This window comes from Saccharospirillum alexandrii (genome assembly GCF_004000275.1).
Classification (GTDB): domain Bacteria; phylum Pseudomonadota; class Gammaproteobacteria; order Pseudomonadales; family Natronospirillaceae; genus Saccharospirillum; species Saccharospirillum alexandrii.
This window is the reverse complement of the sequence record NZ_RCIP01000002.1, coordinates 104,936-131,733: the sequence shown is the minus strand read 5'-3', so window position 1 is coordinate 131,733 and position 26,798 is coordinate 104,936. Positions and strand designations below refer to the sequence as shown.

The window sequence follows — 26,798 nt, the reverse complement described above, 5'->3', positions numbered from 1 at the left end:
ATGGCACTGATAGCAGCAGACACACAGTATTTAGTCGTGGGCCTTGGGGCTACAGGGCTGTCGTGTGTCCGTTATCTGGTGGCGAAGGGCAAATTGGTTTCGGTGATCGACAGCCGGCAGGCGCCGCCGGGGCTCGATGCGTTGCGAGCTGAATTTCCGGACGTTGAGGTTACGCTCGGTGGCTTTGATGCCGATGTCATGACCCGGGTGGATGTCCTGGTGATGAGTCCGGGAGTGCCGCTGTCGACTCCGGCGGTTCAGACAGCGCTCGCAAACGGAGTGCGCCTGAGCAGCGACATCGAACTGTTCTGCCAGGCGCACCAGGGCCGAACTGTTCTGATCACCGGGTCCAATGCCAAATCGACGGTCACCAGTTGGCTGGCGGATATCGCCAGTCGTGCTGGGGTCACTTTTGTGGTTGGGGGTAATCTCGGGCAGCCAGCCCTCACCTTGTTGGAAGAGCCGGCCGAGTTGGCGATTCTGGAGTTGTCGAGCTTTCAATTGGAGCTGGTCGGGCCCTTGCGTGCCGATGTGGCCACGGTACTGAATGTGTCCGAGGATCATCAAGACCGTTACCCGAGCTTTGCTGCCTACCAGCAAACCAAGCAGCGCATTTACTTTGGTTGCCGTCACGCCGTGTACAACCGCGACGACGTTCTTACCTCGCCGCTGCTGCCAACCGGTGTCGCCCAGACAACCTTTGGCCTGGACCAGCCCGATCTGAATCAGTTCGGCGTGTTGGAGCATGACGGCGAAGCCTGGCTGGCCTGTGGTCGTGACCTGTGGATCCGGGCAAAGGACGTTGCCTTGCCGGGTCGTCACAATCGCAGCAATGCCCTGGCGGTAATGGCGCTGGCTCAGGCTATTGGCCTGGACCGCGACGCTATTCTGGCTTCCTTGAAAGCCTTTAAAGGTTTGCCGCACCGGTGCGAACCCGTTGGGTCCATCGATGGTGTGCAGTTTGTGAATGATTCAAAAGGCACCAATGTGGGTGCCACCCTGGCCGCTGTCGAAGGACTCGGTAGAGATCATCCCGGACGCCTGATTCTGCTGTTGGGTGGCCAGGGCAAAGGGGCTGATTTCAGTTCGTTGAGCGAGCCGGTGGCACAGTTGTGCAAGTCGTCCTGGGTGTTTGGTCAGGACCAGGAGCAGATCGCCGCCGTGCTGTCCGCTGGCGGACAGTCCAGCACGGTTCACCGGGTCGACACCCTTGAGCAGGCACTGGCCGGAGCCGAAGCTGAAGCTCTGGCCGGCGATATTGTGTTGTTGTCACCCGCCTGCGCCAGTTTTGATCAGTTCAATGATTTTCAGCACCGGGGCGATGTGTTCCGGTCCTGGGTGGAGGCGCGCCTATGACTGCTCAGGCGAATGCTTTGCCGTTACTGTCCGATCGGTTGGCGGTTGCTTATCAACCCTTGTGGCAGCCCGACCGGGTATTGCTGGGAACCAGCATGGCACTGTTGCTGATTGGTCTGGTGATGATTGGCTCGGCATCCATTGATGTCAGTGAACAGACGTTTGGTGTACCGCATCACTTTGTTTTGCGGCATGCGGTTTACATGGTCCTCGGCTTTGGCCTGGCCTATCTGGTGAGTGCGGTGCCGTTGCGATTGTGGCAGTCCTTTAGCTGGCTGCTGCTGGTATTGGCGATGGTGCTGTTGGTGTTGGTGTTGATCCCGGGCATTGGCCGGGAAGTAAAGGGCAGCTGGCGCTGGATCGATCTCGGTCCGGTGGGTTTTCAGCCGTCCGAACTGGGCAAGGTCGCGATGATTCTGTACGTCGCCTCTTACCTGGTGCGACGCCGGGATGAAGTCATCAGTCGCCTGTCCGGGTTCGTTAAACCCTTACTGGTGATGTCTGTGATGGTGGTGTTGCTGTTACTGGAGCCAGATTTCGGCACCGTGGTCGTGGTCATCGGCACCATTCTCGGCATGTTGTTTCTAGGCGGCGTCAAGGCCGGCCAGTTCTTCCTGGCTGTGCTCGCGGCGGCAGGTGCAGTAACGCTGATGGCGTTTGCACAGAGCTACCGGGTACAGCGGCTGCTGTCGTTCATGGACCCCTGGTCGGAAGAGAACGTCTATGGCAGCGGCTACCAGCTTACCCAGTCCCTGATCGCCTTTGGGCGAGGCGAATGGTTTGGCGTTGGTCTGGGCAATTCGATGCAGAAGCTGTTCTATCTACCGGAGGCCCACAACGACTTTATTCTGGCCATTATCGGTGAAGAGTTGGGTCTGGTCGGGGTGATGGTTGTACTGGGGCTCTTTACCGCACTGATTTACCGGATGTTCGCCATTGGCCGTCTGGCAGAGCAAAAAGGGTATTTGTTCGGCGCTTTTGTCAGCTACGGCATCGCCATGCTGTTTTCGATTCAGATTTTTATCAATGTCGGTGTCAATACCGGCTTGCTGCCTACGAAGGGCCTCACCTTGCCATTCGTCAGCGCGGGCGGTACCAGCTTGCTGGTGTGCATGGCGCTGGTAGCGCTGGTTAATCGTGTTTATGGCGAAACCTTGCGCATGAGCGCGAAGGGGGCCAAATGAAGCGGGTGCTGATTATGGCAGGCGGTACCGGTGGTCACATTTTTCCGGCGATGGCGGTGGCTGAAGCGTTGCAGGAAGCCGGTTACGCCGTGAGCTGGCTGGGGGCCCGTCGTGGCATGGAAATGACCTTGGTGCCAAAAGCCGGGTATGACCTTCACGCCCTGTCGGTGTCTGCCTGGCAGGGCGGTGGGTTGCTGCGCAAATTGATGGCGCCGCTGAATCTGATTCGCGCGCTGGCGCAGGCCTGGGCGGTGTTGACCCAGTTGCGCCCTAGCATAGTGGTTGGTTTTGGCGGCTATGCGTCGGCGCCGGGCGGTATTGCTGCCTTGTTGCGCCGGGTACCGCTGGTGTTGCATGAACAAAATGGCATTCCCGGCCTGACCAACGCTCGTCTGGCCGGGCGGGCGACCCGCGTATTGCAGGCTTTCCCGGGCACCTTTGCCGGCGACGTGGAAGTGGTTGGGAACCCGGTACGCAAGGCTCTGCTCGGACTGGGAGAGCCGGTACAGCGCGGCCTCGGTGGTCACCGGCGCTTGCGGGTGCTGGTGATGGGCGGCAGTCAGGGTGCTCAGGCATTGAACGAGGTTGTGCCAGATGCGGTCGGCGCGATTAACCAGACAGTTCGCCCCGAACTCTGGCATCAGGCGGGCCGTGACAAGGTTGAATCAACCCTGGCGGCCTATCAGGCCGCCGGCGTCGAAGGCAGCGTCGTTGAGTTTATCGACGATATGGCCAAGGCCTACGCCTGGGCCGATGTGGTGGTATGCCGCAGTGGCGCATCGACGGTCTCGGAACTTGCCGCCGTAGGTGCCTACAGCATTCTGGTGCCGTACCCCTGGCACCGCGATCAGCAACAGGTTCGCAATGCCGAATGGCTGGTGAATGAACAGGCTGCTGAGTTGATCGACCAGGCTGACTTTACCGGCACCTGGCTGGCTGAACGCCTGACTTACTGGCACAGCCACCGAAGCGAATTGAAAACCCGGGCCACGAACAGTTGGCGCTGTGGAATACGGGACTCCGCGCAGCGAGTGGTCTCGGTGATTAACGAATTGGCAGTGGAGGACGCGGCATGACGCGCCTGGACATAAACAACGGACAAGAGTTTCCGATTCCTGAAATGCGCCGCATTCGCCGCATCCATTTCATTGGCATCGGCGGTGTTGGCATGTGTGGCATCGCTGAAGTATTGCATAACCAGGGTTACAACATCAGTGGTTCCGACCTGAAAGACAGCGTGACCACCGAGCGGCTGGCCGCCATGGGTGTCACGGTGTTTATCGGTCACGACGAGAATAACGTGATCGGTGCTGATGTTGTGGTGGTGTCAAGTGCCATTAACCCGTTAAACCCGGAGGTGAAATGGGCGCTGGATCGTCGCATTCCCGTGGTTCGCCGTGCCGAAATGCTGGCTGAGCTGATGCGCTACCGGCACGGCATAGCCATTGCCGGTGCGCATGGCAAAACCACTACCACATCCTTGATGGCCTCGGTGATGGCGCAGGGCGGTTTTGACCCGACCTTTGTGATTGGCGGCAAGCTGAACAGTGCCGGCAGTAATGCCCGTTTGGGCACCAGCCGCTACTTGGTGGCTGAAGCGGATGAGAGCGATGCCTCCTTTCTGCATCTACAGCCGATGACAGCGATTGTCACCAATATCGATGCCGATCATATGGATACGTACGAAGGTGATTTTGAAAAGCTCAAAGACACCTACATCCAGTTTCTGCACAACCTGCCCTTTTACGGGCTGGCGGTACTGTGTGCCGATGATGAACACGTTCAATCCATACTGCCACGCCTGTCGCGCCAGTTTGTGACCTATGGGCTGGCTCCGGATGCCGACTACCGTGCGGTTGATGTACGGCAGATCAGTGGCCGGACTGAGTTTCGGGTGCATCGGCCAAGCGGACACGAGCCGCTCGACATCGTGCTGCATATGCCTGGCATGCACAACGTGCTGAATGCCCTGGCGGTCATTGCCGTTGCAACCGATGAAGGCATGACAGACGACGCCATCTGTCAGGGGCTGAACGGTTTTGAAGGCGTGGGTCGCCGGTTCCAGTTGCAGGGCGAATACCCGGTTCCAGGAGGCGAGGTGATGCTGGTTGATGACTATGGACATCACCCGCGCGAGTTGGAAGTGACCTTCGATGCGATTCGCCAAGGGTGGCCGGACCGTCGCTTGGTCGTGATGTTTCAGCCGCATCGGTTCAGCCGTACCCGGGATCTGTATGAAGACTTCGTCGATGTGCTGTCCAAAGTCGATGTGTTGTTGCTGCTGGATGTATACCCCGCCGGCGAAGAGACCATTGCCGGTGCCGATGGCCGAAGTCTGAGCCGAAGCATCCGGCTGCGTGGCCGGGTAGACCCGATATTTATCGAACACAAAGACAAAGTGCTGGATGTACTGCCTGATGTGTTGCGGGCGGGAGACATCCTGCTAACGCAAGGCGCGGGTGATGTTGGGGCGCTGTCGGCCGACATTGCTGCTGCAAGACTGGGGTTTGAATCATGACTGGTGCGGCATTCGTCAATACTGAAATCCTGGCGCGATTTCCTCGTGTAGGCGTGGTGTATGGCGGGCAATCTGCTGAACGCGAAGTTGCTCTGGGCAGTGGCCACACGGTTATCCGTGCCCTTCGTGAGGCGGGGTATCAGGTAGCCGAGCATGACGTAACTGGTCGTCCGGCACTGATCAACTGGTTGCAAACCACAAAGCTTGATCTGGTATTCCCGGTGCTGCATGGCCGGGGTGGTGAAGACGGCACAATGCAAGGTCTGCTCGAATGGCTGGGCATTCCGTATGTGGGCAGTGGCGTTCTGGCGTCCGCTCTGGCAATGGATAAATTGCGCAGTAAATGGGTGTTCGGCGCCAGCCAGATTGCGACACCGCCGTTTGCGGTAGTGCGCTCGGCAGAAGAATGCACGGCCCTGGCTAGCCAGCTGGAATACCCGGTCATGGTCAAGCCGGTGCATGAAGGTTCAAGCATTGGCATGAGCCGGGTCGAAGACGCTAACGGTCTGAGTGAAGCCTGTGCACTGGCGTTCCAGTTCGACACCGAGGTCATGATCGAACAATTCGTGATGGGCAAGGAATACACCGTCGCTGTTATCGGAGATCAGGCATTACCGGTGATCGGCTTGCAGCCAGCCTCCGGGTTTTACGATTACAACGCCAAATACATAGCAGACGATACCCACTATGCACTGCCATCGGGTCTATCGGACGCGATGGAAGCCGAGGTGAAAGCGCTGTCGGTAAAAGCCTTTCAGGCGCTGGGCTGTCAGGGCTGGGGACGGGTTGACCTGATGATGGACAGTGCCGGACAACCCTTTGTTCTGGAAGTGAACACCATACCCGGCATGACCGATCACAGCCTGGTGCCCAAGGCGTCAGTGGCGCATGGCTGGCCACTGCCGGAATTGATGCACAGGATTTTGGCAACAGTGCCGGAGCAGCGGGCGTGACTGAGCACAAGCGACGCGGCCAGGGCGCTGTACCGCGCAAGCCCAGCAAACCGCCGCGCAACTGGCGACGCGCGCTGCGCCTGTCAGCCCAGGCATTGGCGGGTGGTTTGGCGGTCGTGGCCTTGGTTGTTGTCGGCCGGTGGGTAGCCGAGCAGGACGTATCGCTGGATTGGCGCCCGATGGCGGTTACCACCTGGGAGGTGGATGAGTTGCTGGTTTATGAAGATCGCACACGGCTGGATGCGGCAATGGAAGCGTTTCGCGGGCGCAGCTTGCTGACCGTTGCACCGGGTGAGGTGCAGCAGAGGCTGGAGCAGTTGCCCTGGATAGCTGAGGTGAGCGTCACCAAAGCCTGGCCCGACCAGTTGCAGTTGGCCGTAACCGAGCATGAGCCGGTCGCGCGCTGGAATGGCGACCAGGTATTAAACAGCGACGGTGAACCGTTGAGCCGTCCGGTTGCTGAACTGGTACTGGCTGAGCTGAGTGGGCCGGACGCACAGGCCAAGCGCGTGATGGAGCAATACCTGCAGTTTAGCCGGGTCTTTTCCGGTGCAGGACAACGGCTCAATGGCGTCCAAATGCACCGCCGTGGTGCGTGGACACTGACGCTGGACAGTGGCATTGAGGTCGCGCTGGGGTCCAAGGACATGCTGGCAAGAACGCGTCGGGTGGTTGTGCTGCTGAATGCAGAAGGCGTGGCACCCGGCAGTATTGAATACATCGATGCGCGGTATCCGAACGGCTTGGCCGTCGGACACCGCGCATCTTCTGAACCATCGGTATGAGGTGAGAGATGACATCGCCGTTTCAGGGAAAATTGATCGTCGGACTGGATATCGGTACATCCAAGGTCGTCGCCATCGTGGGTACGGTGACAGCCGAAGGCGGCATTGAGATCGTTGGCCTGGGGTCGCACCCGTCGCGCGGTTTGAAAAAAGGCGTGGTGGTGAACATTGAATCCACCGTGCAGAGCATTCAGCGCGCGGTTGAGGAAGCTGAGTTGATGTCTGGTTGCGACATTCATTCTGTGTATGTCGGCATTGCAGGCAGTCACATCAGCAGTCTGAACAGCCACGGTATTGTCGCGATCAAGGAAAAAGAGGTGATCGAGGCGGACCTTGAGCGCGTGATCGATGCCGCCCAGGCCGTCGCTATTCCGGCCGACCAGCGGATTCTGCACATCCTGCCGCAGGAGTACATCATCGATTCCCAGGAAGGCATTAAAGAGCCGTTGGGGATGTGCGGCGTGCGTCTGGAAGCCAAGGTGCATCTGGTGACCGGTGCCCAGAATGCCGTGCAGAACATCGACAAATGTGTGCGTCGCTGTGGGCTGGAAGTCGACCAGATCATTCTAGAGCAACTGGCTTCTGCCCAGGCTGTACTGACCGACGATGAACGGGAGCTGGGCGTCTGCCTGGTCGACATTGGTGGCGGCACCACCGACATGGCGATCTTCACGGAAGGCGCGATCCGCCACACGGCGGTGATCCCGATTGCCGGAGATCAGGTGACCAACGACATCGCCATGGCCTTTGCCACGCCGACCCAACATGCCGAAGAGATCAAAATCAAATACGCCTGTGCGCTGTCTCAACTGGCCGGCGCGCATGAAACCATCAAGGTGCCGAGTGTGGGTGACCGCAGTGCGCGCGAACTGACCCGCCAGGCTCTGGCTGAAGTCGTCGAGCCGCGCTACGAGGAGTTGTTCAACCTGATCAAGTCCGAACTGCGCCGCAGCGGATTCGAAGACATGATTCCGGCCGGTGTCGTACTGACCGGTGGCACCGCCAAGATGGAAGGCGCCGTGGAACTGGCCGAAGAGGTGTTTCATGTGCCGGTCCGGCTGGCCTATCCGCAAAATGTCTCGGGCTTGTCGGATGTGGTCTCCAACCCGATTCACGCGACCGGCGTTGGCCTGTTGCAGTACGGGTTAAAGCAGCTTCAGGGCGGCAAGCAGCCCGCCACCCGGGCGCGCAAACAGGCACAGGTTCCGAAAGAGAGCGCCTGGACCCGGTTTCGCAGCTGGATGGCGAACAATTTTTAACCATTTTGCAAGACCGAGCCGGTACGCCGGATCGGAAAAAGGACGGTTGTCACATTCAAGCAGTAAGTGGCCGCCAAGACAGGACGACCCTCACACATTCAGGGCACAGACCTTCGGGTCTGAAACAACAACATCCATTCTTAAAACAATGGAAGGAGCAGGAAAATGAAACATTATGATCCGGAAGTAAACGGCGGCGATATGTTCACACTCGTCGATGAACAGCCGCAAGCGGCGGTGATCAAGGTGTTTGGCTGTGGTGGTGGTGGCGGTAACGCTGTGCGTCACATGTTGCAGTCGCACATCAATGGCGTCGAGTTCATTTGCGCCAACACCGATGCCCAGGCATTGCGTGGCGTAGAGGCCACTACCCAACTGCAGCTGGGTAATGGCATTACCCGGGGCTTGGGTGCGGGTGCCAACCCGGAAGTAGGCCGTCAGGCGGCTCTGGAAGACCGTGAGCGCATTGCCGAAGTGCTCAAGGGCGCTGACATGGTGTTCATCACCGCGGGCATGGGTGGCGGTACCGGTACCGGTGCAGCGCCTGTCGTCGCAGAAGTGGCCAAAGAACTGGGCATTCTGACCGTCGCCGTCGTGACCAAGCCTTTCCCGTTCGAAGGCCGCCGCCGGATGAAGGTTGCCAATGAAGGTCTGGACATGCTGCGTGAGCATGTGGATTCGCTGATCACCATCCCCAACGAGAAATTACTGACCGTTTTGGGTAAGAATGTGACGCTTTTGGAGGCTTTCTCCGAAGCCAATAACGTGCTTCTGAACGCCGTTCAGGGTGTTGCTGACCTGATTATCCGTCCGGGCACCATCAACCTCGACTTCGCTGACGTCCGCACCGTTATGTCTGAGATGGGCATGGCGATGATGGGTAGCGGCATTGCCTCCGGAGAAGACCGTGCGGTCAGAGCCGCCGAGATGGCGATTCGCAGCCCGCTGCTTGAAGACGTCGACCTGCATGGTGCCAAGGGCATCCTGGTCAACATCTCGGCCGGTGTCGACCTGGGGCTGGATGAGTTCACTCAGGTGGGTGATACCATTGAAGAATTCGCTTCTGAAGACGCAACCGTTGTAGTTGGCACGGTTATTGATCCTGAATTGGGTGATGAAATTCGTGTGACCGTGGTAGCGACTGGCATTGGCCAGGCCGAAGCCATGGCTGCCAAGCCCAAGGTGGCGGTGGATAACACCCGCAAAGCAGATGGCAGTGTCGACTACAAGAAGCTCGATCGCCCAACTGCAGTGCGCAATGCCAAGCCTTCAGAAGCCGCAGCGGAAGACAGCAAACCAATGCGCAGTGCAAAAGACCTGGATTACCTCGATATACCAGCGTTTTTGCGTCGTCAGGCTGACTGAATCTGTACAGAAATAGCGTAGGTTCGCTGTCAAGCTTCTGGTAGAATGCTTGCCCTTATTATTTTGACGGCGTTGAGCCAGTAGCGACTGGCTGAACCAAACAGTAGGATCGGAACGCATGGTAAAACAAAGAACACTCAAGAACGCAATTCGTGCTACCGGCGTGGGTTTGCACTCAGGCAAAAAGGTGTATCTGACGTTGAAACCTGCGCCCGTCGACACGGGTATCGTTTTCTGCCGCACGGATCTTGATCCGGTTGTGGAAATTCCTGCCCATGCCCTGAATGTGGGCGATACTACCTTGTCGACGACCCTGGTAAAGGGTGATGTCTGCATCGACACCGTCGAGCACCTGCTGTCGGCCTGCGCTGGCTTGGGCATCGATAATGCCTACATCGAAGTCAGCGCGGCCGAAGTGCCGATTATGGACGGCAGCGCCGGTCCCTTCGTTTTTCTGCTGCAGTCTGCCGGAATCGAAGAGCAGGGCAAGGCCAAGCGCTTTATTCGCATCAATAAGCCGGTCATCGTTGAAGATGGCGACAAGATCGCCCGGTTTGAGCCGTATGAAGGCTTCGCCGTGCGCTTCACCATCGACTTCGACCACCCGGTGTTCCGTGATCGTTCGCAAACAGCCGAGCTGGATTTTTCCACCACGGCTTTTGTGAAAGAGATCAGCCGGGCCCGTACCTTCGGATTTATGCGTGATTTCGAGTATCTGAGAGCCAATAATCTGGCACTGGGCGCCAGCGTGAATAACGCAATCGCCGTTGACGATTACAAGATTCTGAACGAAGATGGGCTCCGATACGAAGACGAGTTTGTCAAGCACAAAGTACTGGACGCCGTAGGCGACCTTTATTTGCTCGGCCACAGCCTGATTGGCCGCTTTGTCGGTTACAAGTCGGGCCATGGGCTGAACAACTTGCTGTTACGGGCGTTACTCAAGCAGGAGGACGCCTGGGAGTTCGTGACTTTCGAAAATGAAGAAGCGGCTTCAGTGCCCATCGCCTATGCGCCGGTGCTTGCAACAAGCTAACAACTCATGTGTACCGCTTGGGTGTCACAATTGAGGCCCCTGCTACTGGCAGGGCCGCACAGAGTGGTGACCGGGCGGTTCGCACGAAGCGTTCGTCCCAGTCATTCGTGCCGCTTGTTCAGGATAGGTAATCGCGCAGTATGAACGTGATCTTTGTCAGTCGGCGTCACAGCCGTTCCAGAACGTTATCGTTGCCACTGCTAATGGCATTCCTGGTGTTGATCGCGATCAGCCTTATGGGCAGTGGCGCTTATTTGGTGCACCTCTGGTACCAGGACGATACGCCTCTGGTAATGGATTCCCGGGCGGTTCAGGCCTGGCAGGAGCGCATGGCGTTCCAGGAAGAAGAGCTTGAGCGTACCCGCAACTATACCGAAGACCAGATCCGCGCCCTAACCGTAAAACTCGCCCAGCAACAATCCCGTCTTACCCGTCTCGATGCACTTGGCGAACGCCTGGTTAACGTTGCTAAGCTTGAAGACGGCGAATTTGATTTCAGCATCGACCCGGCCGTCGGTGGTCCTGAAAGCAACGTCGGCGATGCCTATTCTCCGCCCGATTTCGTGAATGCCCTCAATGAACTCTCTAGTCTGATCGACAGCCGCGAGCAGCAATTGTCTGTGCTGGACTCTCTGTTGGGCGACCGCAAAATACAATCCTCCACTTTTGTTGCTGGCCGCCCCATTGAGCGCGGCTGGATGAGCTCTCGCTATGGCTACCGGAATGATCCTTTCAATGGCAACGTCGCCTGGCACGACGGGGTCGACTTTGCTGGCAAGGAAGGATCGAACGTCATTGCTGTCGCTGCCGGCGTGGTTACATGGGCGAGTGATCGATATGGCTATGGCAATCTGGTCGAAGTGAACCATGGCAATGGCTATGTCACTCGCTATGCTCATGCTCGGGAAATATTGGTTAACGTAGGCGATGTGATCAGCAAGGGCGATGTTGTCGCCCTGATGGGCAGTACTGGCCGCTCGACGGGCCCGCACGTGCATTTTGAAGTGCTGCACCGTGATAAGTCGGTTGACCCGGCGAAATACATCGATCGCGTAGCTCGGTTTTAGCGCCCTGTCCGGGGCGTTTTGGCCAAGTAGACACCCCTCACCTTTTCGGGTGATGGTTCGAAAAGCCCCCGCCAGACTATTTTTACAATTTCAAAGACAAGAGCACTTGCAGTCAGTATAGTTGACCACCACTAAGTCTTTGAATCGAATCTAAAAAACGACACTCTCCTATGTTCACGACACTGATGAAGAAGGTGGTCGGCTCCAAGAACGACCGCGAAATTAAGCGTTTGGCCCGCCTGGTACAGCGAATTAACGTCCTGGAACCCGACATGGAACGCCTGTCTGACGACGAGATCAAAGGTCAGACGGCTGTATTTCGTGAGCGGCTGGAAAAGGGTGAATCGCTCGACAGCCTAATCCCTGAAGCCTTTGCTCTGGTACGGGAAGCCAGCCGTCGCGTGCTGGGTTTGCGCCATTTCGATGTGCAGATGATCGGCGGCATGGTGCTCAACTCCGGCAAGATCGCCGAGATGAAGACTGGCGAGGGTAAAACCCTCGTAGCGACCCTGGCTGCCTACCTGAATGCCTTGCCTGCCAAGGGCGTTCACATCATCACCGTGAACGACTATCTGGCACGGCGCGATGCGGAATGGATGCGCCCTTTGTATGAATCGCTTGGGCTGACGGTCGGCATTGTGGTCTCACAGCAGGACCCGAACGAAAAGCGGGCCGCCTACCAGGCTGATATCACCTACGGTACCAACAACGAATTCGGCTTCGACTACCTGCGCGATAACATGGCATTCAGCCTGAAAGACAAGTTCCAGCGCGGCCAGGCCTTCGGCATCGTGGATGAAGTGGATTCCATTCTGATTGACGAAGCCCGGACTCCGCTGATCATCTCCGGCGCTGCCGAAGATTCCAGCGAACGCTATATTCAGGTCAATAAGCTGATTCCGTCGTTGAAACCGGCCAAAGAAGCGACCGAGGGTGAAGAGGCCGTAGACGGGGATTTCCTGGTCGATGAGAAGAATCGCTCTATCGAACTGACCGAACAGGGTCATGACCGGGTTGAGTCCTTGCTGCAGGATGCGGGTTTGCTGCCGGAAGGCGAATCCCTTTACGCACCGCACAATCTTCTGCTCTTTCACCACGTTACGGCGGGCCTGAAAGCCCACTATATGTTTCAGCGCAACGTCGACTACATTCTGCAAAACGACCAGGTGGTCATTGTTGACGAGCATACCGGCCGCACCATGCCCGGGCGCCGCTGGAGCGATGGCCTGCACCAGGCGGTAGAGGCCAAAGAGGGCCTGCAGGTTCAGAAAGAGAACCAGACGCTGGCATCAACCACCTTCCAGAACTATTTCCGGCTGTACGACAAGCTGTCTGGCATGACGGGCACGGCCGATACCGAAGCGTTTGAGCTTAACCAGATCTATGGCCTCGACGTGGTGGTGATCCCGACCAACAAGCCCATTGCCCGTACTGACTTTAACGACCTGATCTTTCTGACCGAGCCTGAAAAATTCAATGCGGTCATTGAAGACATCATTGCCGAGCGCGACAAGAAGCGCCCGGTACTTGTGGGTACAGCCTCGGTCGAGGCGTCGGAGCGTATCTCCGAGGCCCTGACCAAAGCCAAGGTGCCGCACAACATTCTGAACGCGAAACAACACGACCGGGAAGCTCAGGTAATTGCACAGGCTGGCCAACCCGGCGCGGTGACCATTGCGACCAACATGGCGGGTCGGGGTACCGACATCAAGCTGGGCGGTAACTGGGAAACCGAAGTGCTGGATCTCGACAGTGCCGATCCCGATGTACTGGCACGTGCCGAGGCTGACTGGAAAGAACGCCACCAGACAGTGATTGAAGCCGGTGGTCTGCACATTATTGGTACCGAACGTCACGAAAGCCGCCGTATCGATAACCAGCTGCGAGGCCGCGCCGGTCGGCAGGGGGATCCGGGGTCGTCTCGCTTCTTCCTGTCGATGGAAGACAGCCTGATGCGTATTTTCATGCCCGAGCGCATGAAAGGCATCATGCAATCGCTGGGCATGAAAGATGGCGAAGCCATTGAAGCCAAGATGGTCAGCAACGCCATCGAAAAGGCACAGCGCAAGGTTGAAAACCGCAACTTCGACATCCGCAAACAGTTGCTGGAATACGACGATGTGGCCAATTCCCAGCGTCAGGTGGTGTACCAGCAGCGCGACGACCTGATGGCCGCCGACAGCATCGAAGATGTGATCGACAACGTTCGCAGCGATATCGTCAACGCTGAGATCAGCGAGTACATCCCACCACAAAGCCTGCCCGAACAATGGGATATTTCTGGCTTGGAAACTGCGGTGCAGAAAGAGTTCGGCGTGAAACTGCCGATTCAGGAATGGCTGGATGCCGACGACCATCTGCATGAAGAAAAGCTGCGCGAACGCATTCTTGAAGCCGCGGTTGCTCACTACAAAGAGAAAGAATCGGTCGCGGGCCCTCAGGCACTGCGCCAGTTCGAGAAGCAGGTCATGCTGCAGGTGCTGGATCAGCACTGGAAAGAGCACCTCTACAACATGGATCACCTGCGTCAGGGCATTCATTTGCGCGGTTACGCGCAGAAAAACCCCAAGCAGGAATACAAGCGAGAGTCGTTCGAGCTGTTTCAGGCCATGCTCGAGCAGGTTAAAGCCGATACCATTCGCATTCTGTCACACGTTCAAGTGCGTACGCCCGAGGAATCTGCCGAAGAAGAGCGCAAACGGCGCGAAGCGGCTATGGCGCGAATGAATTTCGAACACAGCAAGGCAACGCCGCTGGAAGACGCCGCCAAGGCGGAAGCCGACGCGGGTTCGACGCCCGATACGGCGGCAGCCCAGGCTGCTCCGGCGCGACAGGGGCCCAAGGTGGGTCGCAACGAGCCTTGCCCTTGTGGTTCCGGCAAGAAGTACAAACACTGTCACGGAAAATTGAACTGAGGGTGCAAGGATGGCCGTTGGACAACCCAATACAGCCCCGTTGATCCCGATCGACGGCGTTTCCATCGGTGTCGGTTGCGCGGGTATTAAGAAGCCAAACCGGCAGGACCTGGTGGTGTTTCAACTGGCTCCGGGCAGTTCAGTGGCCGGAGTATTCACGACCAACGCCTTCTGCGCTGCACCGGTTGTCGTCGCCCGTGAGCATCTGAAACAGGGGGATATCCGTTGTCTGGTCATTAACACCGGAAATGCCAACGCCGGCACAGGCCAGCAGGGGCTTGAAGACGCGCATGAAACCTGTGCCCGCCTGGCCGCCCTGAAGCGCATTGAACCCGAGCAGGTGCTGCCGTTTTCAACCGGTGTTATTGGTGAATACCTGCCAATGCCCGCCATTGCCCAGGCGCTGCCCAATGTGGTGGCCGCAATGAGCCCTAACCACTGGTCCGATGCCGCCAATGGCATTCTGACCACCGATACCCGTGCCAAAGGCTGCTCGCGCCAGTTCGAATACCAGGACGAAACCATCACCGTCACCGGCATCGCCAAGGGGTCGGGCATGATCAAGCCCAACATGGCCACCATGCTGGGTTTTGTTGCCACTAATGCGAACGTCGCGCCAGAGATCCTGCAGCAATTACTGACAGCCGCGAATGAGCGCAGCTTTAACCGCATTACCGTTGACGGCGACACCTCGACCAACGACGCCTGCATTCTGATTGCCACCGGCCAGACTGAAGCTCCGGCTATCACTTCGGCAGACAGTGACGTTTACCGTCATTTGCTCAAGACTGTCTCGGAAGTCATGTTGGAGCTGGCGCAGGCCATCGTGCGGGATGGCGAAGGGGCGACCAAGTTTGTTGAGATTGCCGTAGAAGGCGCTAAAACAACGGAAGAAGCACTCAGCGTTGCGTACACCATCGGTCATAGCCCTCTGGTCAAGACGGCGCTTACCGCTTCAGATGCCAACTGGGGCCGCATTCTGGCTGCGGTTGGCCGCAGTGGCGTGGCAGAGCTCGACGTCGACCTGGTTGATATCTGGCTGGATGAGGTTCAAATCGTCAGCAATGGCGAGCGCGCCCCCGGTTACACTGAAGCGGCAGGCAGTGCCGTCGTGGCTCAGGAAGAGATAACCATTCGGGTTCACCTGAACCGGGGCGAGGTCTCAGATCGGATCTGGACCACTGACTTGTCTCACGATTACGTCAGCATCAATGCAGACTACCGCAGTTAGAGGGTTGCGAGACATTGGCCAACACTCCTAAAAAAACCGTGCATGTTGCCGTTGGTATGGTGGTACGAGATGGCCAGGTGCTGATCGCCAAGCGCCAGGATCACCAGCACCAGGGCGGTCTCTGGGAGTTTCCCGGTGGCAAAGTAGAGGCCGGTGAAACCACACCCCAGGCACTGGTCCGCGAATTTCAGGAAGAAGTCGGCTTGATCCTTGATCCCGAGCAAATGTCTCCTCTGATGGAGCTACCCTTCGACTACGGTGACAAAACTGTTCTACTGGACACTTGGGTGTGCCATAGCAGCGAGGGGGTTGCCCGCGGCTGCGAAGGCCAGCTCGTTCAATGGGTGGCTGTCGATGAGCTAGACGGGTACACCTTCCCCGAAGCCAATACAGAATTGATTTCGAGATTCCGGCAATTGCGTTAGCATTGGGAGGGTCTGATCTAGGAGCCTCTGAACAATTCCCCTAGGCTCAACGCGGGCCAAACCGTATTGGCCAGGTGGGGCTAATCCGACGCGGCTCGGACCACAATGGACGTAGCCCTTGTCAAGAATGGGTATCAGGTGCCTGGAGGACAGTCATGATCAAGCCCGCCAGCCTGTTTACTCCTTCAGTTGGAAACCTCACGTTAACCGCGCCTTCCCTGCGAAATCAGGCTGTCGCATTGGCGTGGACCATAGAAAACACGAGTCTTTCGAATTATGACTGACCGTGTCGAACCCTGTTCACCGCAACAACGGACCTGGGTGCTGGCGGCTACGATCCTGGCCTCGGCGATGGCATTTATTGATGGCTCCGTGGTCACCATCGCCCTGCCGGTCATTCGCACCGATCTTGATGCCTCACTCACAGAGATGCTCTGGGTGCTGAATGCCTATACCCTGCTGCTGGGGGCCCTGTTAATGGTCGGCGGTGGCGCAGGTGACCGCCTTGGCCGGCGCCGTGTGTTCCTGGCCGGTACCCTGCTTTTTGCGCTGGCATCGCTGCTCTGCGCCCTGTCGCCAAGCCCGGAAGTGCTGATCGCTGGACGGGCGCTCAAAGGCATTGGCGCTGCACTGCTGGTTCCCCAAAGCCTGGCTATAATCTCGGCCAGTTATCCGGAAGGCGAACGCGGCCATGCCATTGGGCTCTGGGCCGGTGCTTCAGCGCTGACTACAGCCCTCGGTCCTGCTGTCGGCGGTTTTTTAATGGATCTGTTCAATTGGCGGGCGGCCTTTTGGATCAACCTGCCACTAGCCGCACTGGTGCTGTTGCTGACCCTGGCTTTCATGCCTGAAACCCGCGACCGCTCCGTCAGTGGTCGACTCGACTGGGGAGGAGCGCTCATCGCTTTTCTCGCTTGCGGGTCTCTGACGCTGGGGCTGACCTGGCTGACCGAGTCGGAAGGGCGTCTCGTCCTGTCCCTTGCGCTGGTCTGTCTGGGGCTTGCTGGTTTGCTGATTTTTTTCTGGTATGAAGGTCGGGTGGAGCAACCCCTGGCACCGACCGTATTGTTTCGAAGCCGGGCTTTTACCGGCACCAACCTGATGACTCTGCTGCTTTACGGGACGCTGTCCGGCACCCTCTTTCTGGTGCCCATTGACCTGATTGAGTACCGGGGTCTGACGCCCACTCAGGTAGGGCTGGCGATGATGCCGTTCGGGCTGATAATTGGCTTTTTGTCGAGTCAGGCAGGCAAACTGGGCGACCGAATAGGCGCGCGCCCGATGTTGTTGGGTGGCTCTCTAGTGGTGGCAGCAGGGGTTTTCGGACTGGCATTCCAGTTCGATAACTTCTGGCTGGGTGTGGAGCTGCCACTGTGCATCATGGCATTGGGCATGGCCATCGTCGTATCGCCGCTGACGACAACGGTCATGAATTCGGTACCCGATACCCGTGCCGGAAGCGCCTCGGGCATCAATAACACGGCCAGTCGGCTGGCTGGGTTGTTTGCCATTGCCGGCGCGGGTGCTTGCGCGGCAGTCCTGTTTCAAACATTCAATCAGGCAGACCAGGGGAAATTTGGTCTCTTCCCTGATCCCAACACCAGCGGGTATGACTCCGTAGTCAGCGTTTATCAACTCGCTTATGCGGGCAGTCTGGTTATGTTGGCAGTTGGCGCATTGGGCGCAGCGTTAATAGCCGCCTGGCTCATTCCCTCAATACCGGGCGGTAAAAAGGTTGATTGAATACGCGCGAGTCGACATTCAGAAAAGGGAACCAGGATAGAAGCGAGTTCAAAGTTTGAGGAACCACCGTTCAACCGATCTTTTTAGCGTCCCTTAATGTTCTGCGTCTCTTATTCGATTGCGTCAATAACTTGTTTTACGTCTTTCAGTGTTTCGAGTCACTGGACGTCCAGCGCTCCAGGTCTTCGCTCATCATTTCGTCATACGCCGGTTTACCGGCAATTTTATGTCCTTCACTCGCCCACTCGCCCAGATCTATCAGCTTGCACCGTTCCGAGCAGAAGGGCCGCCAGGCATTGTCTTTTGAATAGGATATGAGCTTCTTGCACGTAGGGCAGGGCACCTGCGGTGGCGCTTTGGCTGACATGCCGGTATTCCTCTTGATTCAGTTCAGGTTATTGTGCGTTTTTTGCCACAAAGTGGTGGTGCAATGCAAGAATGGCGGTTTCCAGTTGCGCCAGAGTGCCGGTGTTTTCTATGTAATGCGTGGCTCTGGCCTGTTTGTCGGCACGGCCCATCTGGCTATCAATTATGCGCTGAACCTGGTCTGCATTGACTGAGTCGCGTTGTGTCACCCGCTGACGTTGAACGGATTCCGGTACGTCTATCAGTACCGTTTCGTCGCACAACGCCTCAAGGCCGTTTTCGAACAATAATGGCGCTACCAGAACCGAGTAGGGGGGCGGTTGCTGTTTCAGCTGAGCGAGTATTTGCTCGCGAATCAGAGGGTGGAGCAGGGCTTCAAGCCAGGTTTTGTCTTCATTAGAGGTGAAGATTCGCTCACGCAACGAGGCCCGGTTTAGCTGGCCTTTAGTGGTCAGAATGTCTGAACCGAACCGTTCGGCAATGGCACTCAGTGCCGGCGAGCCTTTTGCGACCACATCGCGGGCGACAACATCAGCATCCACACAGCCAATACCGAGCGACTCAAAAACCCGGCTGGCCGCTGATTTGCCGGAACCAATGCCCCCGGTTAACCCTATAATCATGCAAAACTGCCCAGATACCAGGCGGTGATGGCGCTGCCCCAGAACACATAGACCAGCGCCGCACCGCATAAATAGGGGCCGAACGGAATGGGTATCTGGCGGTCACGTCCGAGCATGACGATCATCGCAATGCCTACGATCGCCCCGACCAGGGAAGATAACAGAATAATCAGCGGCAACGCGGCCCAGCCGAACCAGGCGCCGAAGGCGGCAAACAGCTTGAAATCACCATAGCCCATGCCTTCCTTACCCGTCAGCAGCTTAAAGGCCCAGTAAATGCTCCACAGAGAGAGGTAGCCCGCAACGGCGCCGACAACAGCCTGCTCAAGTGGAATGAAGGTTTCCCCGATATTCAGCAGTAAACCCAGCCACAGCAGCGGCAGAGTAATGGTATCGGGCAGTAGCTGGTGATCGACATCAATCATAGTCAGCGCGATCAGTGCCCAAAAGAAAACCAACAAAGCTATTGTTTGAAGCGTGCCACCAAACTGCCAGGCGACCGCGAGAGACAGGAGGCCAGCTGTCAGCTCAACGATAGGGTAGCGTGGTGATATACGGGTTTTGCACTGGGAACACTTGCCGCCCAGAGCCAGGTAACTGACAACGGGAATATTCTCCCAGGCACGAATCAGATGGCCGCAGGAAGGGCAGGTGGAGTCTGGCTTGATCAGGTTGAACCGAGGCTGCTGCGGTTCAGGTTCACCCTGCATCTCCGCTGCTTCACGCACCCAGGCGTTTTGCATCATCACCGGCAGTCGGTAGATCACGACATTGAGGAAGCTGCCTACGAGCAGCCCCAATACGAAAACGGTCGCCAGCAGGGCGACCGTGTTGGATTGCAGTAGTTCGAAAAATGCCATCAGATGACGTTACCCATCTGGAACATAGGCAGATACATGGCAATAACGAGACCGCCTACCACGACGCCCAGGAATGACATAATTAATGGCTCCATCATAGAGGTTAGGCCGTCAACAAGGTTATCGACTTCCTCTTCATATATCACCGCGGCCTTGGCCAGCATGTCGTCCAATGAGCCAGATTGTTCACCGATCGATACCATCTGAATCAGCATCGGCGGAAACGTCTCCTGAGTCTTCATCGACACAGCCAGCTCCGTACCGGTTTCCACATCCCGGCGAACGTTCAGAATGGCCGTTTCATAAATGATATTCCCAGAAGCACCGGCGGCCGACTCGAGTGCACTGACCAACGGTACACCGGCGGCAAAAGTTGTCGACAAGGTGCGGGCGTAGCGGGCCATAGCAGACTGGTACAGAATAGGCCCGAAAATGGGCAGTTTCACGACCATTCGCTGTACCGCGTGCTTGAAAGGTTTTGAGCGTTGCATACCCTGTTGAAACAGAAATACCGCAACAATCAAAACGCCCAGAGCCACAATGCCGTTACTCTGAATCCAGGTCGACATGTCCATAACGACCTGAGTAGGTACGGGCAAGTCAGCGCCAAAACCCGAGAACATTTCCGCAAAAACCGGCACAACCTTTAAGAGAAGAATGATAGTTACAATGGCTGCAATGGTAAGTACGGTTGCTGGGTATTTCATTGCGCTTTTAACTTTCTTGCGTAAACTTTCTGCTTTTTCCTGGTAGAGCGCTACCCGATCGAGCATGGTTTCCAGTGCACCGGCTTGCTCGCCCGCTTCTACCAAAGAGCAGAAAAGGTCGTCGAAGTACTTTGGGTGCTCTCGTAGGGCGGCACCAAATGAGCCGCCCCCGGCTACGTTATTTTTCAATTGCATGACCAGTTCGGCCATCTTTTTATTTTCCAGGCCTTCCGCAACGATCTCAAAGGCCCGCATCAGTGGGACCCCGGCTTTCATCATCGTTGCCATTTGGCGGGTGAAGAGAGCAATGTCGGCAGATTTGATGCCGGGCTGAAACAGTTGAATATCGCCGCGTTTCTTGGCCAGTTTTTTGATCTTAACAATGCCTTTTCGGCGAAGATCGGCCTTAATCAGCGCCGGATTGGTGCCAGATATCTCACCTTTTTGCACCCGGCCATTCCGGTCGGTGCCTTCGTAGGTGAACATCGAAATCTTCTTTGCCTTGGTGGCCATTCAGTGCCGTCCTCAGTCTGTGGTAACGCGGTTTACTTCTTCCAGGCTGGTGATGCCCTTGGCAACCTTAATTAGCCCTGATTTGCGTAAACTGTTAAAGCCCTCTTCAGCGAAGGCTTTGCTTAAATCGATCGAATTGCCTTCTTCCATGATAATACGGGAAATAGCCGGAGTGATGCGAACCACTTCATAGATCCCCACTCGCCCTTTATACCCTTTATTGCAGCTGCCGCAACCAACCGGTTTATAAACAGTCGACGTTTTGACCATTTCATCCGTAAACCCTTCTTTCTTGAGCACATCAACGGGCAGATCAGCCGGTTGCTTGCAGTTGCTGCATAGCCGGCGGGCAAGGCGCTGAGCGATGATCAAGTTAACTGTGGTTGCCAGGTTGAACGAGGGGACGCCCATGTTCAGCATTCGGGTCAGAGTTTCCGCCGCACTGTTGGTGTGCAGCGTAGATAGCACCATGTGGCCGGTCTGAGCGGCTTTGATCGCAATCGATGCCGTTTCCAGGTCTCGAATCTCACCAACCATGATAATGTCAGGATCCTGACGGAGGAAGGAGCGTAGGGCGGCTGCGAAGTCGAGACCGACCTTGTTGTTTACGTTGACCTGGTTGATGCCATCGAGGTTGATCTCTACCGGGTCTTCTGCAGTAGAGATGTTGGTGCCTTCCTGGTTCAGGATGTTCAGGCCGGTGTAGAGAGATACTGTTTTACCTGACCCGGTCGGCCCGGTTACCAGAATCATGCCCTGCGGCTTCGATAAGGCCGTCATGTACAAATCTTTTTGATCGTCCTCATAGCCGAGGGCGTCAATGCCCATTTTGGCGGCGGCGGAATCTAGAATACGGAGTACGATTTTCTCACCAAACAAAGTCGGTAAGGTGTTTACCCGAAAGTCGATGGACTTGGTTTTGGAGATTTTCAGCTTAATCCGACCATCCTGGGGTATGCGACGCTCGGAAATGTCGAGGTTTGACATGATCTTCAAGCGGGCCGACAACTTAGGGCCCAGGCCGATAGGCGGCTTGGCAATGTTCTGCAGTACGCCATCGACCCGGAATCGAACTCTGTAAGATTTTTCGTACGGCTCGAAGTGCAAGTCTGACGCGCCTTTCTTGATGGCTGACAGCAGCATCTGGTTAATGAACCGGACTACGGGCGCATCGTCGGCACCGTCCGCCACATTGGCGTCGTCATCTTTCTTGGTGTCTACAACGTCTAGATCATCGAGGCCTTCATCGTCGCCCAAGTCACCAAAGGCGTCTGAAGAGTCATCCAGCAAGGCTTCCAGAGCCTGATTCAGCTTGTCTTCTTCAACCAGGACGGCTTCGACACTGAGGCCGGTGTGAAACTTGATTTCATCTATAGCGATCAGGTTGGTTGGATCCGAGACGCCAATAAATAGGCGATTCCCACGCTTAATCAGTGGAATGACATGGTGAGCTTGCAGCAAGTTGTTGGCGATCAAATCCCGTGGCAGGGCTTCCAGATCGAAAGCTGTCAGGTCGAAAATGGGGGTGCCGAACTCTTCAGAGGCGACATTGGCCAGTTGCTGGGCGCTGACCAGATCTGTTTCAACCAGGTAAGCGACGAGGCTTTTCTTCTCCTTTTCGGAGTTCTGAGTCGCTGTCAGCGCCTCGTCTTCGTTGATCAAATCGTCCCGGACCAACCGTTTGGCCAGGCCTCCGAGGGATGTTGCCATATTGTCAGTTCCTGTACTTGCCCGTCGGGCAGACGAATATAGGTGACTTTTACCCGCATGGGTGAGGTGAGTCTGTTTCACCCTCTACGTTCCACTATAACTCACTCAGACCAGAATCGTCTCGCCCTATAAAGGGGCTAATGGATGCTCAAAACGAAACTTGCAGTCGATATGCGCTCTGACGAATTGATCCCGGATATCGCTATTGTTTGCAATCCCCCGCGCTGAGACGCTTTGGTTACCGGCATTTATAGAGCTATTTCAGTAACTTAGTCAATTTGTCCTAGAGTGGCAAGCAGCGAAAGCACTGTGCTAGCCCGGTTTGTGAGCTATGAATTAACTCAAAAGCCATCGGGTTATTCATTAGCCACGGGCTTCTGCCCATAAGGGGCACGAAACTGACCAGATACGTCACCCCAAAGCTGTGAAGTAGCTACTTTGGAGTTTGGGTTTTTAGGCTCAAGTGAGACGCAAGTCACGGTTACCGCCATTTTAAGGGTCTTTGGTTGTGCTGGCATACTTTCTGCTTACAATACATTAAGGCACGTTGGTCTTGGCAGGTGCCAGTCCAGTTAAGTGTTCTGCTAACCCTGTGGAGAGTGCAAGATGAAGAAAACTCAAAAAGGTTTTACTCTGATCGAACTGATGATCGTTGTAGCGATCATCGGCATCCTGGCGGCTGTGGCAATTCCTCAGTTCAACGAATACCGTGCTAAGGCAAACGACTCTACTGCTCAGGCAGATGCTCGTAATGCCATCAGTGTAATGACCGCTAACCAGCTTTAATCTGCTAGGAGAAAAACTAATGAAAAAATTAATGTTAGCATCCGTGATAGTGGGTTCGGCTTTTGCCGGTACTGTATTGGCCGCTGGTACGGCTCTACCTTCAAGTGGCGGGCCGGTCACTACGACTGATTGTTCGCTTTTGGCGGGTACCGTGACTGTCAATCTGTCTTCAAACGTATCTGGTGCGTTTCAGTGCGATCTTGCTACCAACGCAATTCGTATTGGAACCTGCCATGCTGCAGGTAGCCGCCAAACAACAACGGTTGATTGTGTACTGACGGCAGGCGCTGACACTACAGATGATACATCTGACGATGAGTATAACGGTTCAAGTTGTGGAAGCACTGATGACTCGTTTGATATTACAGACTTTCGTGGCTTTGTGGCAACAAGTCAAGGTGGGTCCGTCACGCAGCAAGAGCTAGGTGGTGCGTGTTCAGATTCAACTTTGACTGCACTGGAAATTTTTGATTAATGGTCTGAGTTGTTTGGGTGATGGATGATTCATCACCCAAACAGATATCTCTATAATTCTCGCTTTGTCTAATATGCTTGGAACACACTATGATCAAGCAATCGGGAGGTTTTACGCTCTTAGAGATTATGCTGGTAGTTGGCATTATTGGGGCGCTGGCAGTTATTGCTGTCCCACTTTTCAACGAATACAAGGCTTCCGCAAGGGATAGTACAGCACATGCTGATGCTAAAAATGCTATTTCTGTCATGGTGGCTGCACAAAAATAGCACCTGTAACTTTCTGAAATACCCCTTCTCAAGTGACCTTTCAGTTAGATTAGGGTAAAGTGGTAAACCCCTTAATTCGATAGCTAGGCATAATTATTATGTCACCTCATCTCTTGCTAAGTCTGTTGGTATTGTACAAGGCTAAATTTGTTAGAGTTTTACTGGCTTTGCTAGTCAGTATTGCACTCATTACTGTACTTTCAGCTCAGTTTAGTGGGCGTCAGCCGGCAACGGTTTCATTGGATGTTGGGTTGTCTGCTATCAAGATCATGATTCCAATACTTTTTGCGCTCTTCTGTCAGGAACTTATAGTAAAAGAGTCAGAAAGAAAGAGTTTTCTGCAATCCCTTGCTTATCCACATGACCGTATCAAATTTTTTATTAATCGTTGGCTGGCCGGGCTACTGACTGTGCTTGCATTCTATTTTTCTGCTGCACTCTTACTCCTAATAATTGTATATTTTATTTCTCTGGGCTATTCACAGGCCACTCCCGTTTCATTGGATGGGAAATACTGGGTGGTGGTTGCTTTTGGTGCGATTGATATCCTCGCTATTTCGACCATCGCCACGCTGCTAGCTGTTGTTGCTCAGTCTCCAGGTTTCGTGTTGGTTGGTACAATCGGGTTAACCATAGTGGGTCGCTCTTATAGCACTGTTCTCCAATTGCTGAGTGGCGACAATTTAGTCGTTGACGACCCTGAGCAATACAGGAGCGGTTTGGGCTGGGTGACTTCTATTATTCCTGATCTGGGTGCATTGGATATCAGGCAAGTGGCTCTGTACAACGACTGGAGTTTTCTATCTTCTGGGCTATTGAATATATCTGTAACGTCGTTGGTATTCTCAGTGGCGGTGTTGAGTTTGGCGACTTTACTGTTTAACAGCAGGTCCGTCGCTTAATATGAAGGTGGTGACTTTAAAGCTGGTTTTTGGTATCGCCATGAGCATGTATGTTTTGCTGGTGGCGACGAGTTCTCAGCCAAATCGCGAGTTGGTTGCAACTCAGGATCGTATTGTGGTTTCAGCACCTTTGCAGGTTGTACTGGCATTTGGTGATCGATATCTGGCTGCGAATTTTGAAGTGATTAGGTTGGCCGCAACCGGAATGGAAGTTAACCCTCTTACCGATACGATTGATGGAAAGTATCTGCTTAGAGCGCACCAGGCTGCGACGCGATTGAATCCATGTCATGAAGATAATTACTATCTGGCAAACGCCATTTTGGCGTGGGCTGGTGCAGATCAGGAAGCTAATAACATTTTGTGGTCGGCAGCCCAGTGTCGACACTGGGATTTTCTTCCTTCGTTCCTGTATGGGTTCAACCAGTATTTTTTTAATCGCAATGTTGTAGAAGCTCAGCGTGGGCTTGACCTGGCTGCAGAGCGCTATGAAGAAAATGCTCAAGCAATTCGTCGTTTTTCCATTATGATTGCTGCCGAGGAGCTCGATGACGAAGCAATGGCATTGGCCTACCTCAAGGATCAGCAAAAGCAGGTATCTGATAAAGCCCTCGCTGAATCCCTTCAGGACAGAGTAGTGCGATTGGAGGGCTTGATTCGACTCCGCGAAGCGCAAAAAAATTATGAAGAGGAGTTGGGCGAGTCATTGAATTCGCCTCAAGCACTTATTGACAAAGGCTACTTAGGGGCTTTTCCGGATGATCCTCTGGGCATTGGCTATGAGTTTGTCGACGGGCAGTTCAAACTGCGCCGGCTACGTATTCAAGGAGTGGAGCGCCCGCAATGACGTCTATCCTCGAGTTTTCCTCTGTTTCCAAATCCTACACAAAGCGCCGTCAAACACTTCAGGCACTGGACTCGGTCTCATTTTCTATTGAGGAAGGCGAAGTATTCGGTTTTGTAGGCCCTAACGGTGCAGGTAAATCGACAACCATCAAAATCTTGTTGGACATTATTAGTGATTACGAGGGTGAGGTGCGACTGTTTGGCCAGTCAGCTCGCGAGGCCAGCAGTCGCCAGCAGGTGGCCTACTTGCCGGAAGCAGCTGCCTTATATGAGCAGTTCACACCGCTTGATATCCTCAAAACCGCTCTTCGCATGTATGGCATCAAACGAGCTGATGAACTTGAATGGTGTATGTATTGGCTTGAACGGTTTTCTGTGGCTGGCAACGCCAAACGCAAGATTCGCCAGCTCTCCAAGGGAAATGTGCAACGGGTTGCGCTGGCACATGCCATGGTGGTTGAGCCTAAGCTACTGGTGCTGGATGAGCCCTTGTCGGGTCTGGACCCGGTAGGGCGCAAGGATGTGGTTGATATCCTGCAAGAGTACAAGCAGCAGGGTGGGGCTATCTTCTTTACGTCTCACGTACTTCACGACGTAGAGCGGATTGCTGACCGCTTTGGTTTTATCAACCAGGGGCGTTTGCTTACTACTCAATCGCCACGGGACCTGATGGCTGAGCACGCGAAGGAGTTTCTAGTGCGTTACCAGAGTGATGCCATCACCGAAGGTCAGGCAGTGCGCCCGGGTGAGTATGAGGTGCAGGTATCCCAACAGAATCTTCCAGAGTGGCTGGGCCGCTTGAATGGTCAGCAGGGTCAGTTGCTGGAAGTAAAACCGCTGGTTTCGCTCGAAGCCGTTTTCTTCAAGATGCTGGAGCAGCACGGTTGAAACCGGCCAGCTTTGG

At 55.4% G+C, this 26,798-nt stretch carries 24 protein-coding genes and 1 pseudogene; 20 read left to right on the top strand and 5 right to left on the bottom strand.

The window, feature by feature from the left end:
- The 14 genes from murD (at position 1) to EP166_RS08395 (ending at position 17,837) form a co-directional block, all read left to right on the top strand.
- Entirely contained in the window at positions 1-1,356 is a 1,356-nt protein-coding gene (gene murD / locus EP166_RS08460) for a UDP-N-acetylmuramoyl-L-alanine--D-glutamate ligase (protein ID WP_127556400.1), read from the top strand.
- Positions 1,353-2,540: a putative lipid II flippase FtsW gene (gene ftsW / locus EP166_RS08455; RefSeq protein WP_127556399.1), complete on the top strand. Its 1,188-nt coding sequence runs from the start codon at positions 1,353-1,355 to the stop codon at positions 2,538-2,540. The genes murD and ftsW overlap by 4 nt, the downstream gene beginning before the upstream one ends.
- Complete coding sequence (gene murG / locus EP166_RS08450; protein ID WP_127556398.1) at positions 2,537-3,616, top strand: undecaprenyldiphospho-muramoylpentapeptide beta-N-acetylglucosaminyltransferase; 1,080 nt, start codon at positions 2,537-2,539, stop codon at positions 3,614-3,616. The genes ftsW and murG overlap by 4 nt, the downstream gene beginning before the upstream one ends.
- Positions 3,613-5,058 carry a UDP-N-acetylmuramate--L-alanine ligase gene (murC, locus tag EP166_RS08445; protein WP_127556397.1) on the top strand — a complete coding sequence of 482 codons (1,446 nt, stop codon included), beginning with the start codon at positions 3,613-3,615 and terminating at the stop codon, positions 5,056-5,058. The genes murG and murC overlap by 4 nt, the downstream gene beginning before the upstream one ends.
- Positions 5,055-6,011, top strand: a complete 957-nt coding sequence (locus EP166_RS08440) for a D-alanine--D-alanine ligase (RefSeq protein ID WP_127556396.1) — start codon at positions 5,055-5,057, stop codon at positions 6,009-6,011. The genes murC and EP166_RS08440 overlap by 4 nt, the downstream gene beginning before the upstream one ends.
- Positions 6,008-6,796 (top strand): cell division protein FtsQ/DivIB, encoded by a 789-nt coding sequence (locus EP166_RS08435; RefSeq protein ID WP_127556395.1) that lies wholly within the window; start codon positions 6,008-6,010, stop codon positions 6,794-6,796. Before EP166_RS08440 ends, EP166_RS08435 begins: the two co-directional genes overlap by 4 nt.
- A gap of 8 nt (positions 6,797-6,804) precedes the next feature.
- Positions 6,805-8,055: a cell division protein FtsA gene (gene ftsA, locus EP166_RS08430; RefSeq protein WP_127556394.1), complete on the top strand. Its 1,251-nt coding sequence runs from the start codon at positions 6,805-6,807 to the stop codon at positions 8,053-8,055.
- Positions 8,056-8,256: 201 nt separating this feature from the next.
- Entirely contained in the window at positions 8,257-9,420 is a 1,164-nt protein-coding gene (ftsZ, locus tag EP166_RS08425; RefSeq protein ID WP_127557857.1) for a cell division protein FtsZ, read from the top strand.
- Positions 9,421-9,538: 118 nt separating this feature from the next.
- Positions 9,539-10,456 carry a UDP-3-O-acyl-N-acetylglucosamine deacetylase gene (gene lpxC, locus EP166_RS08420; RefSeq protein WP_127556393.1) on the top strand — a complete coding sequence of 306 codons (918 nt, stop codon included), beginning with the start codon at positions 9,539-9,541 and terminating at the stop codon, positions 10,454-10,456.
- Positions 10,457-10,596: 140 nt separating this feature from the next.
- Complete coding sequence (locus EP166_RS08415) at positions 10,597-11,523, top strand: M23 family metallopeptidase (RefSeq protein WP_127556392.1); 927 nt, start codon at positions 10,597-10,599, stop codon at positions 11,521-11,523.
- A 170-nt stretch (positions 11,524-11,693) separates the two neighbouring features.
- Positions 11,694-14,438 carry a preprotein translocase subunit SecA gene (gene secA, locus EP166_RS08410; RefSeq protein ID WP_127556391.1) on the top strand — a complete coding sequence of 915 codons (2,745 nt, stop codon included), beginning with the start codon at positions 11,694-11,696 and terminating at the stop codon, positions 14,436-14,438.
- Positions 14,439-14,448: 10 nt separating this feature from the next.
- Positions 14,449-15,669: a bifunctional glutamate N-acetyltransferase/amino-acid acetyltransferase ArgJ gene (gene argJ, locus EP166_RS08405; RefSeq protein WP_127556390.1), complete on the top strand. Its 1,221-nt coding sequence runs from the start codon at positions 14,449-14,451 to the stop codon at positions 15,667-15,669.
- A 14-nt stretch (positions 15,670-15,683) separates the two neighbouring features.
- Positions 15,684-16,094 carry an 8-oxo-dGTP diphosphatase MutT gene (gene mutT / locus EP166_RS08400; protein ID WP_246026252.1) on the top strand — a complete coding sequence of 137 codons (411 nt, stop codon included), beginning with the start codon at positions 15,684-15,686 and terminating at the stop codon, positions 16,092-16,094.
- A gap of 276 nt (positions 16,095-16,370) precedes the next feature.
- On the top strand, positions 16,371-17,837 hold the full coding sequence (locus tag EP166_RS08395; RefSeq protein ID WP_127556389.1) for an MFS transporter: 1,467 nt from the start codon (positions 16,371-16,373) through the stop codon (positions 17,835-17,837).
- Positions 17,838-17,982: 145 nt separating this feature from the next.
- Here the strand turns inward: EP166_RS08395 and EP166_RS08390 are convergent, their stop codons facing one another.
- The 5 genes from EP166_RS08390 to pilB are packed head-to-tail and all read right to left on the bottom strand — an operon-like array spanning position 17,983 to position 22,616.
- Complete coding sequence (locus EP166_RS08390; RefSeq protein WP_127556388.1) at positions 17,983-18,204, bottom strand: DNA gyrase inhibitor YacG; 222 nt, start codon at positions 18,202-18,204, stop codon at positions 17,983-17,985.
- Between the two features lie 28 nt (positions 18,205-18,232).
- Positions 18,233-18,826: a dephospho-CoA kinase gene (coaE, locus tag EP166_RS08385; RefSeq protein ID WP_127556387.1), complete on the bottom strand. Its 594-nt coding sequence runs from the start codon at positions 18,824-18,826 to the stop codon at positions 18,233-18,235.
- Positions 18,823-19,686 carry a prepilin peptidase gene (locus EP166_RS08380; protein WP_127556386.1) on the bottom strand — a complete coding sequence of 288 codons (864 nt, stop codon included), beginning with the start codon at positions 19,684-19,686 and terminating at the stop codon, positions 18,823-18,825. The genes coaE and EP166_RS08380 overlap by 4 nt, the downstream gene beginning before the upstream one ends.
- The gene (locus tag EP166_RS08375) at positions 19,686-20,906 is read right to left on the bottom strand and encodes a type II secretion system F family protein (RefSeq protein WP_127556385.1); all 1,221 of its coding nucleotides are present in this window, start codon (positions 20,904-20,906) and stop codon (positions 19,686-19,688) included. The genes EP166_RS08380 and EP166_RS08375 overlap by 1 nt, the downstream gene beginning before the upstream one ends.
- A gap of 12 nt (positions 20,907-20,918) precedes the next feature.
- Positions 20,919-22,616, bottom strand: a complete 1,698-nt coding sequence (gene pilB, locus EP166_RS08370; protein WP_127556384.1) for a type IV-A pilus assembly ATPase PilB — start codon at positions 22,614-22,616, stop codon at positions 20,919-20,921.
- A gap of 606 nt (positions 22,617-23,222) precedes the next feature.
- Here pilB and EP166_RS21455 point away from each other — a divergent pair.
- The 6 genes and pseudogenes from EP166_RS21455 to EP166_RS08340 all read left to right on the top strand — a co-directional run.
- A pseudogene (locus EP166_RS21455) lies at positions 23,223-23,316 on the top strand (pilin); the annotation flags it as partial.
- Positions 23,317-23,421: 105 nt separating this feature from the next.
- Positions 23,422-23,877 carry a hypothetical protein gene (locus EP166_RS08360; protein ID WP_127556382.1) on the top strand — a complete coding sequence of 152 codons (456 nt, stop codon included), beginning with the start codon at positions 23,422-23,424 and terminating at the stop codon, positions 23,875-23,877.
- Between the two features lie 89 nt (positions 23,878-23,966).
- A complete protein-coding gene (locus tag EP166_RS08355; RefSeq protein ID WP_127556381.1) occupies positions 23,967-24,146 on the top strand; it encodes a type IV pilin protein in 180 nt (59 codons plus the stop codon).
- Positions 24,147-24,244: 98 nt separating this feature from the next.
- Positions 24,245-25,048, top strand: a complete 804-nt coding sequence (locus tag EP166_RS08350; RefSeq protein ID WP_127556380.1) for an ABC transporter permease subunit — start codon at positions 24,245-24,247, stop codon at positions 25,046-25,048.
- 1 nt (position 25,049) lies between these two features.
- Positions 25,050-25,895, top strand: a complete 846-nt coding sequence (locus EP166_RS08345) for a hypothetical protein (protein WP_127556379.1) — start codon at positions 25,050-25,052, stop codon at positions 25,893-25,895.
- Positions 25,892-26,782 carry an ABC transporter ATP-binding protein gene (locus EP166_RS08340; RefSeq protein WP_127556378.1) on the top strand — a complete coding sequence of 297 codons (891 nt, stop codon included), beginning with the start codon at positions 25,892-25,894 and terminating at the stop codon, positions 26,780-26,782. Before EP166_RS08345 ends, EP166_RS08340 begins: the two co-directional genes overlap by 4 nt.
- Positions 26,783-26,798 lie beyond the last annotated feature (16 nt).

What these genes read in the sequence shown, in the direction of transcription:
- murD (WP_127556400.1), top strand. Translation starts at nt 1, where the DNA reads ATGGCACTGATAGCAGCAGACACACAGTATTTAGTCGTGGGCCTTGGG.
- ftsW (WP_127556399.1), top strand. Translation starts at nt 1,353, where the DNA reads ATGACTGCTCAGGCGAATGCTTTGCCGTTACTGTCCGATCGGTTGGCG.
- murG (WP_127556398.1), top strand. Translation starts at nt 2,537, where the DNA reads ATGAAGCGGGTGCTGATTATGGCAGGCGGTACCGGTGGTCACATTTTT.
- murC (WP_127556397.1), top strand. Translation starts at nt 3,613, where the DNA reads ATGACGCGCCTGGACATAAACAACGGACAAGAGTTTCCGATTCCTGAA.
- EP166_RS08440 (WP_127556396.1), top strand. Translation starts at nt 5,055, where the DNA reads ATGACTGGTGCGGCATTCGTCAATACTGAAATCCTGGCGCGATTTCCT.
- ftsA (WP_127556394.1), top strand. Translation starts at nt 6,805, where the DNA reads ATGACATCGCCGTTTCAGGGAAAATTGATCGTCGGACTGGATATCGGT.
- ftsZ (WP_127557857.1), top strand. Translation starts at nt 8,257, where the DNA reads ATGTTCACACTCGTCGATGAACAGCCGCAAGCGGCGGTGATCAAGGTG.
- lpxC (WP_127556393.1), top strand. Translation starts at nt 9,539, where the DNA reads ATGGTAAAACAAAGAACACTCAAGAACGCAATTCGTGCTACCGGCGTG.
- EP166_RS08415 (WP_127556392.1), top strand. Translation starts at nt 10,597, where the DNA reads ATGAACGTGATCTTTGTCAGTCGGCGTCACAGCCGTTCCAGAACGTTA.
- secA (WP_127556391.1), top strand. Translation starts at nt 11,694, where the DNA reads ATGTTCACGACACTGATGAAGAAGGTGGTCGGCTCCAAGAACGACCGC.
- argJ (WP_127556390.1), top strand. Translation starts at nt 14,449, where the DNA reads ATGGCCGTTGGACAACCCAATACAGCCCCGTTGATCCCGATCGACGGC.
- EP166_RS08395 (WP_127556389.1), top strand. Translation starts at nt 16,371, where the DNA reads ATGACTGACCGTGTCGAACCCTGTTCACCGCAACAACGGACCTGGGTG.
- EP166_RS08390 (WP_127556388.1), bottom strand. Translation starts at nt 18,204, where the DNA reads ATGTCAGCCAAAGCGCCACCGCAGGTGCCCTGCCCTACGTGCAAGAAG.
- coaE (WP_127556387.1), bottom strand. Translation starts at nt 18,826, where the DNA reads ATGATTATAGGGTTAACCGGGGGCATTGGTTCCGGCAAATCAGCGGCC.
- EP166_RS08380 (WP_127556386.1), bottom strand. Translation starts at nt 19,686, where the DNA reads ATGGCATTTTTCGAACTACTGCAATCCAACACGGTCGCCCTGCTGGCG.
- EP166_RS08375 (WP_127556385.1), bottom strand. Translation starts at nt 20,906, where the DNA reads ATGGCCACCAAGGCAAAGAAGATTTCGATGTTCACCTACGAAGGCACC.
- pilB (WP_127556384.1), bottom strand. Translation starts at nt 22,616, where the DNA reads ATGGCAACATCCCTCGGAGGCCTGGCCAAACGGTTGGTCCGGGACGAT.
- EP166_RS08360 (WP_127556382.1), top strand. Translation starts at nt 23,422, where the DNA reads ATGAAAAAATTAATGTTAGCATCCGTGATAGTGGGTTCGGCTTTTGCC.
- EP166_RS08355 (WP_127556381.1), top strand. Translation starts at nt 23,967, where the DNA reads ATGATCAAGCAATCGGGAGGTTTTACGCTCTTAGAGATTATGCTGGTA.
- EP166_RS08350 (WP_127556380.1), top strand. Translation starts at nt 24,245, where the DNA reads ATGTCACCTCATCTCTTGCTAAGTCTGTTGGTATTGTACAAGGCTAAA.
- EP166_RS08345 (WP_127556379.1), top strand. Translation starts at nt 25,050, where the DNA reads ATGAAGGTGGTGACTTTAAAGCTGGTTTTTGGTATCGCCATGAGCATG.
- EP166_RS08340 (WP_127556378.1), top strand. Translation starts at nt 25,892, where the DNA reads ATGACGTCTATCCTCGAGTTTTCCTCTGTTTCCAAATCCTACACAAAG.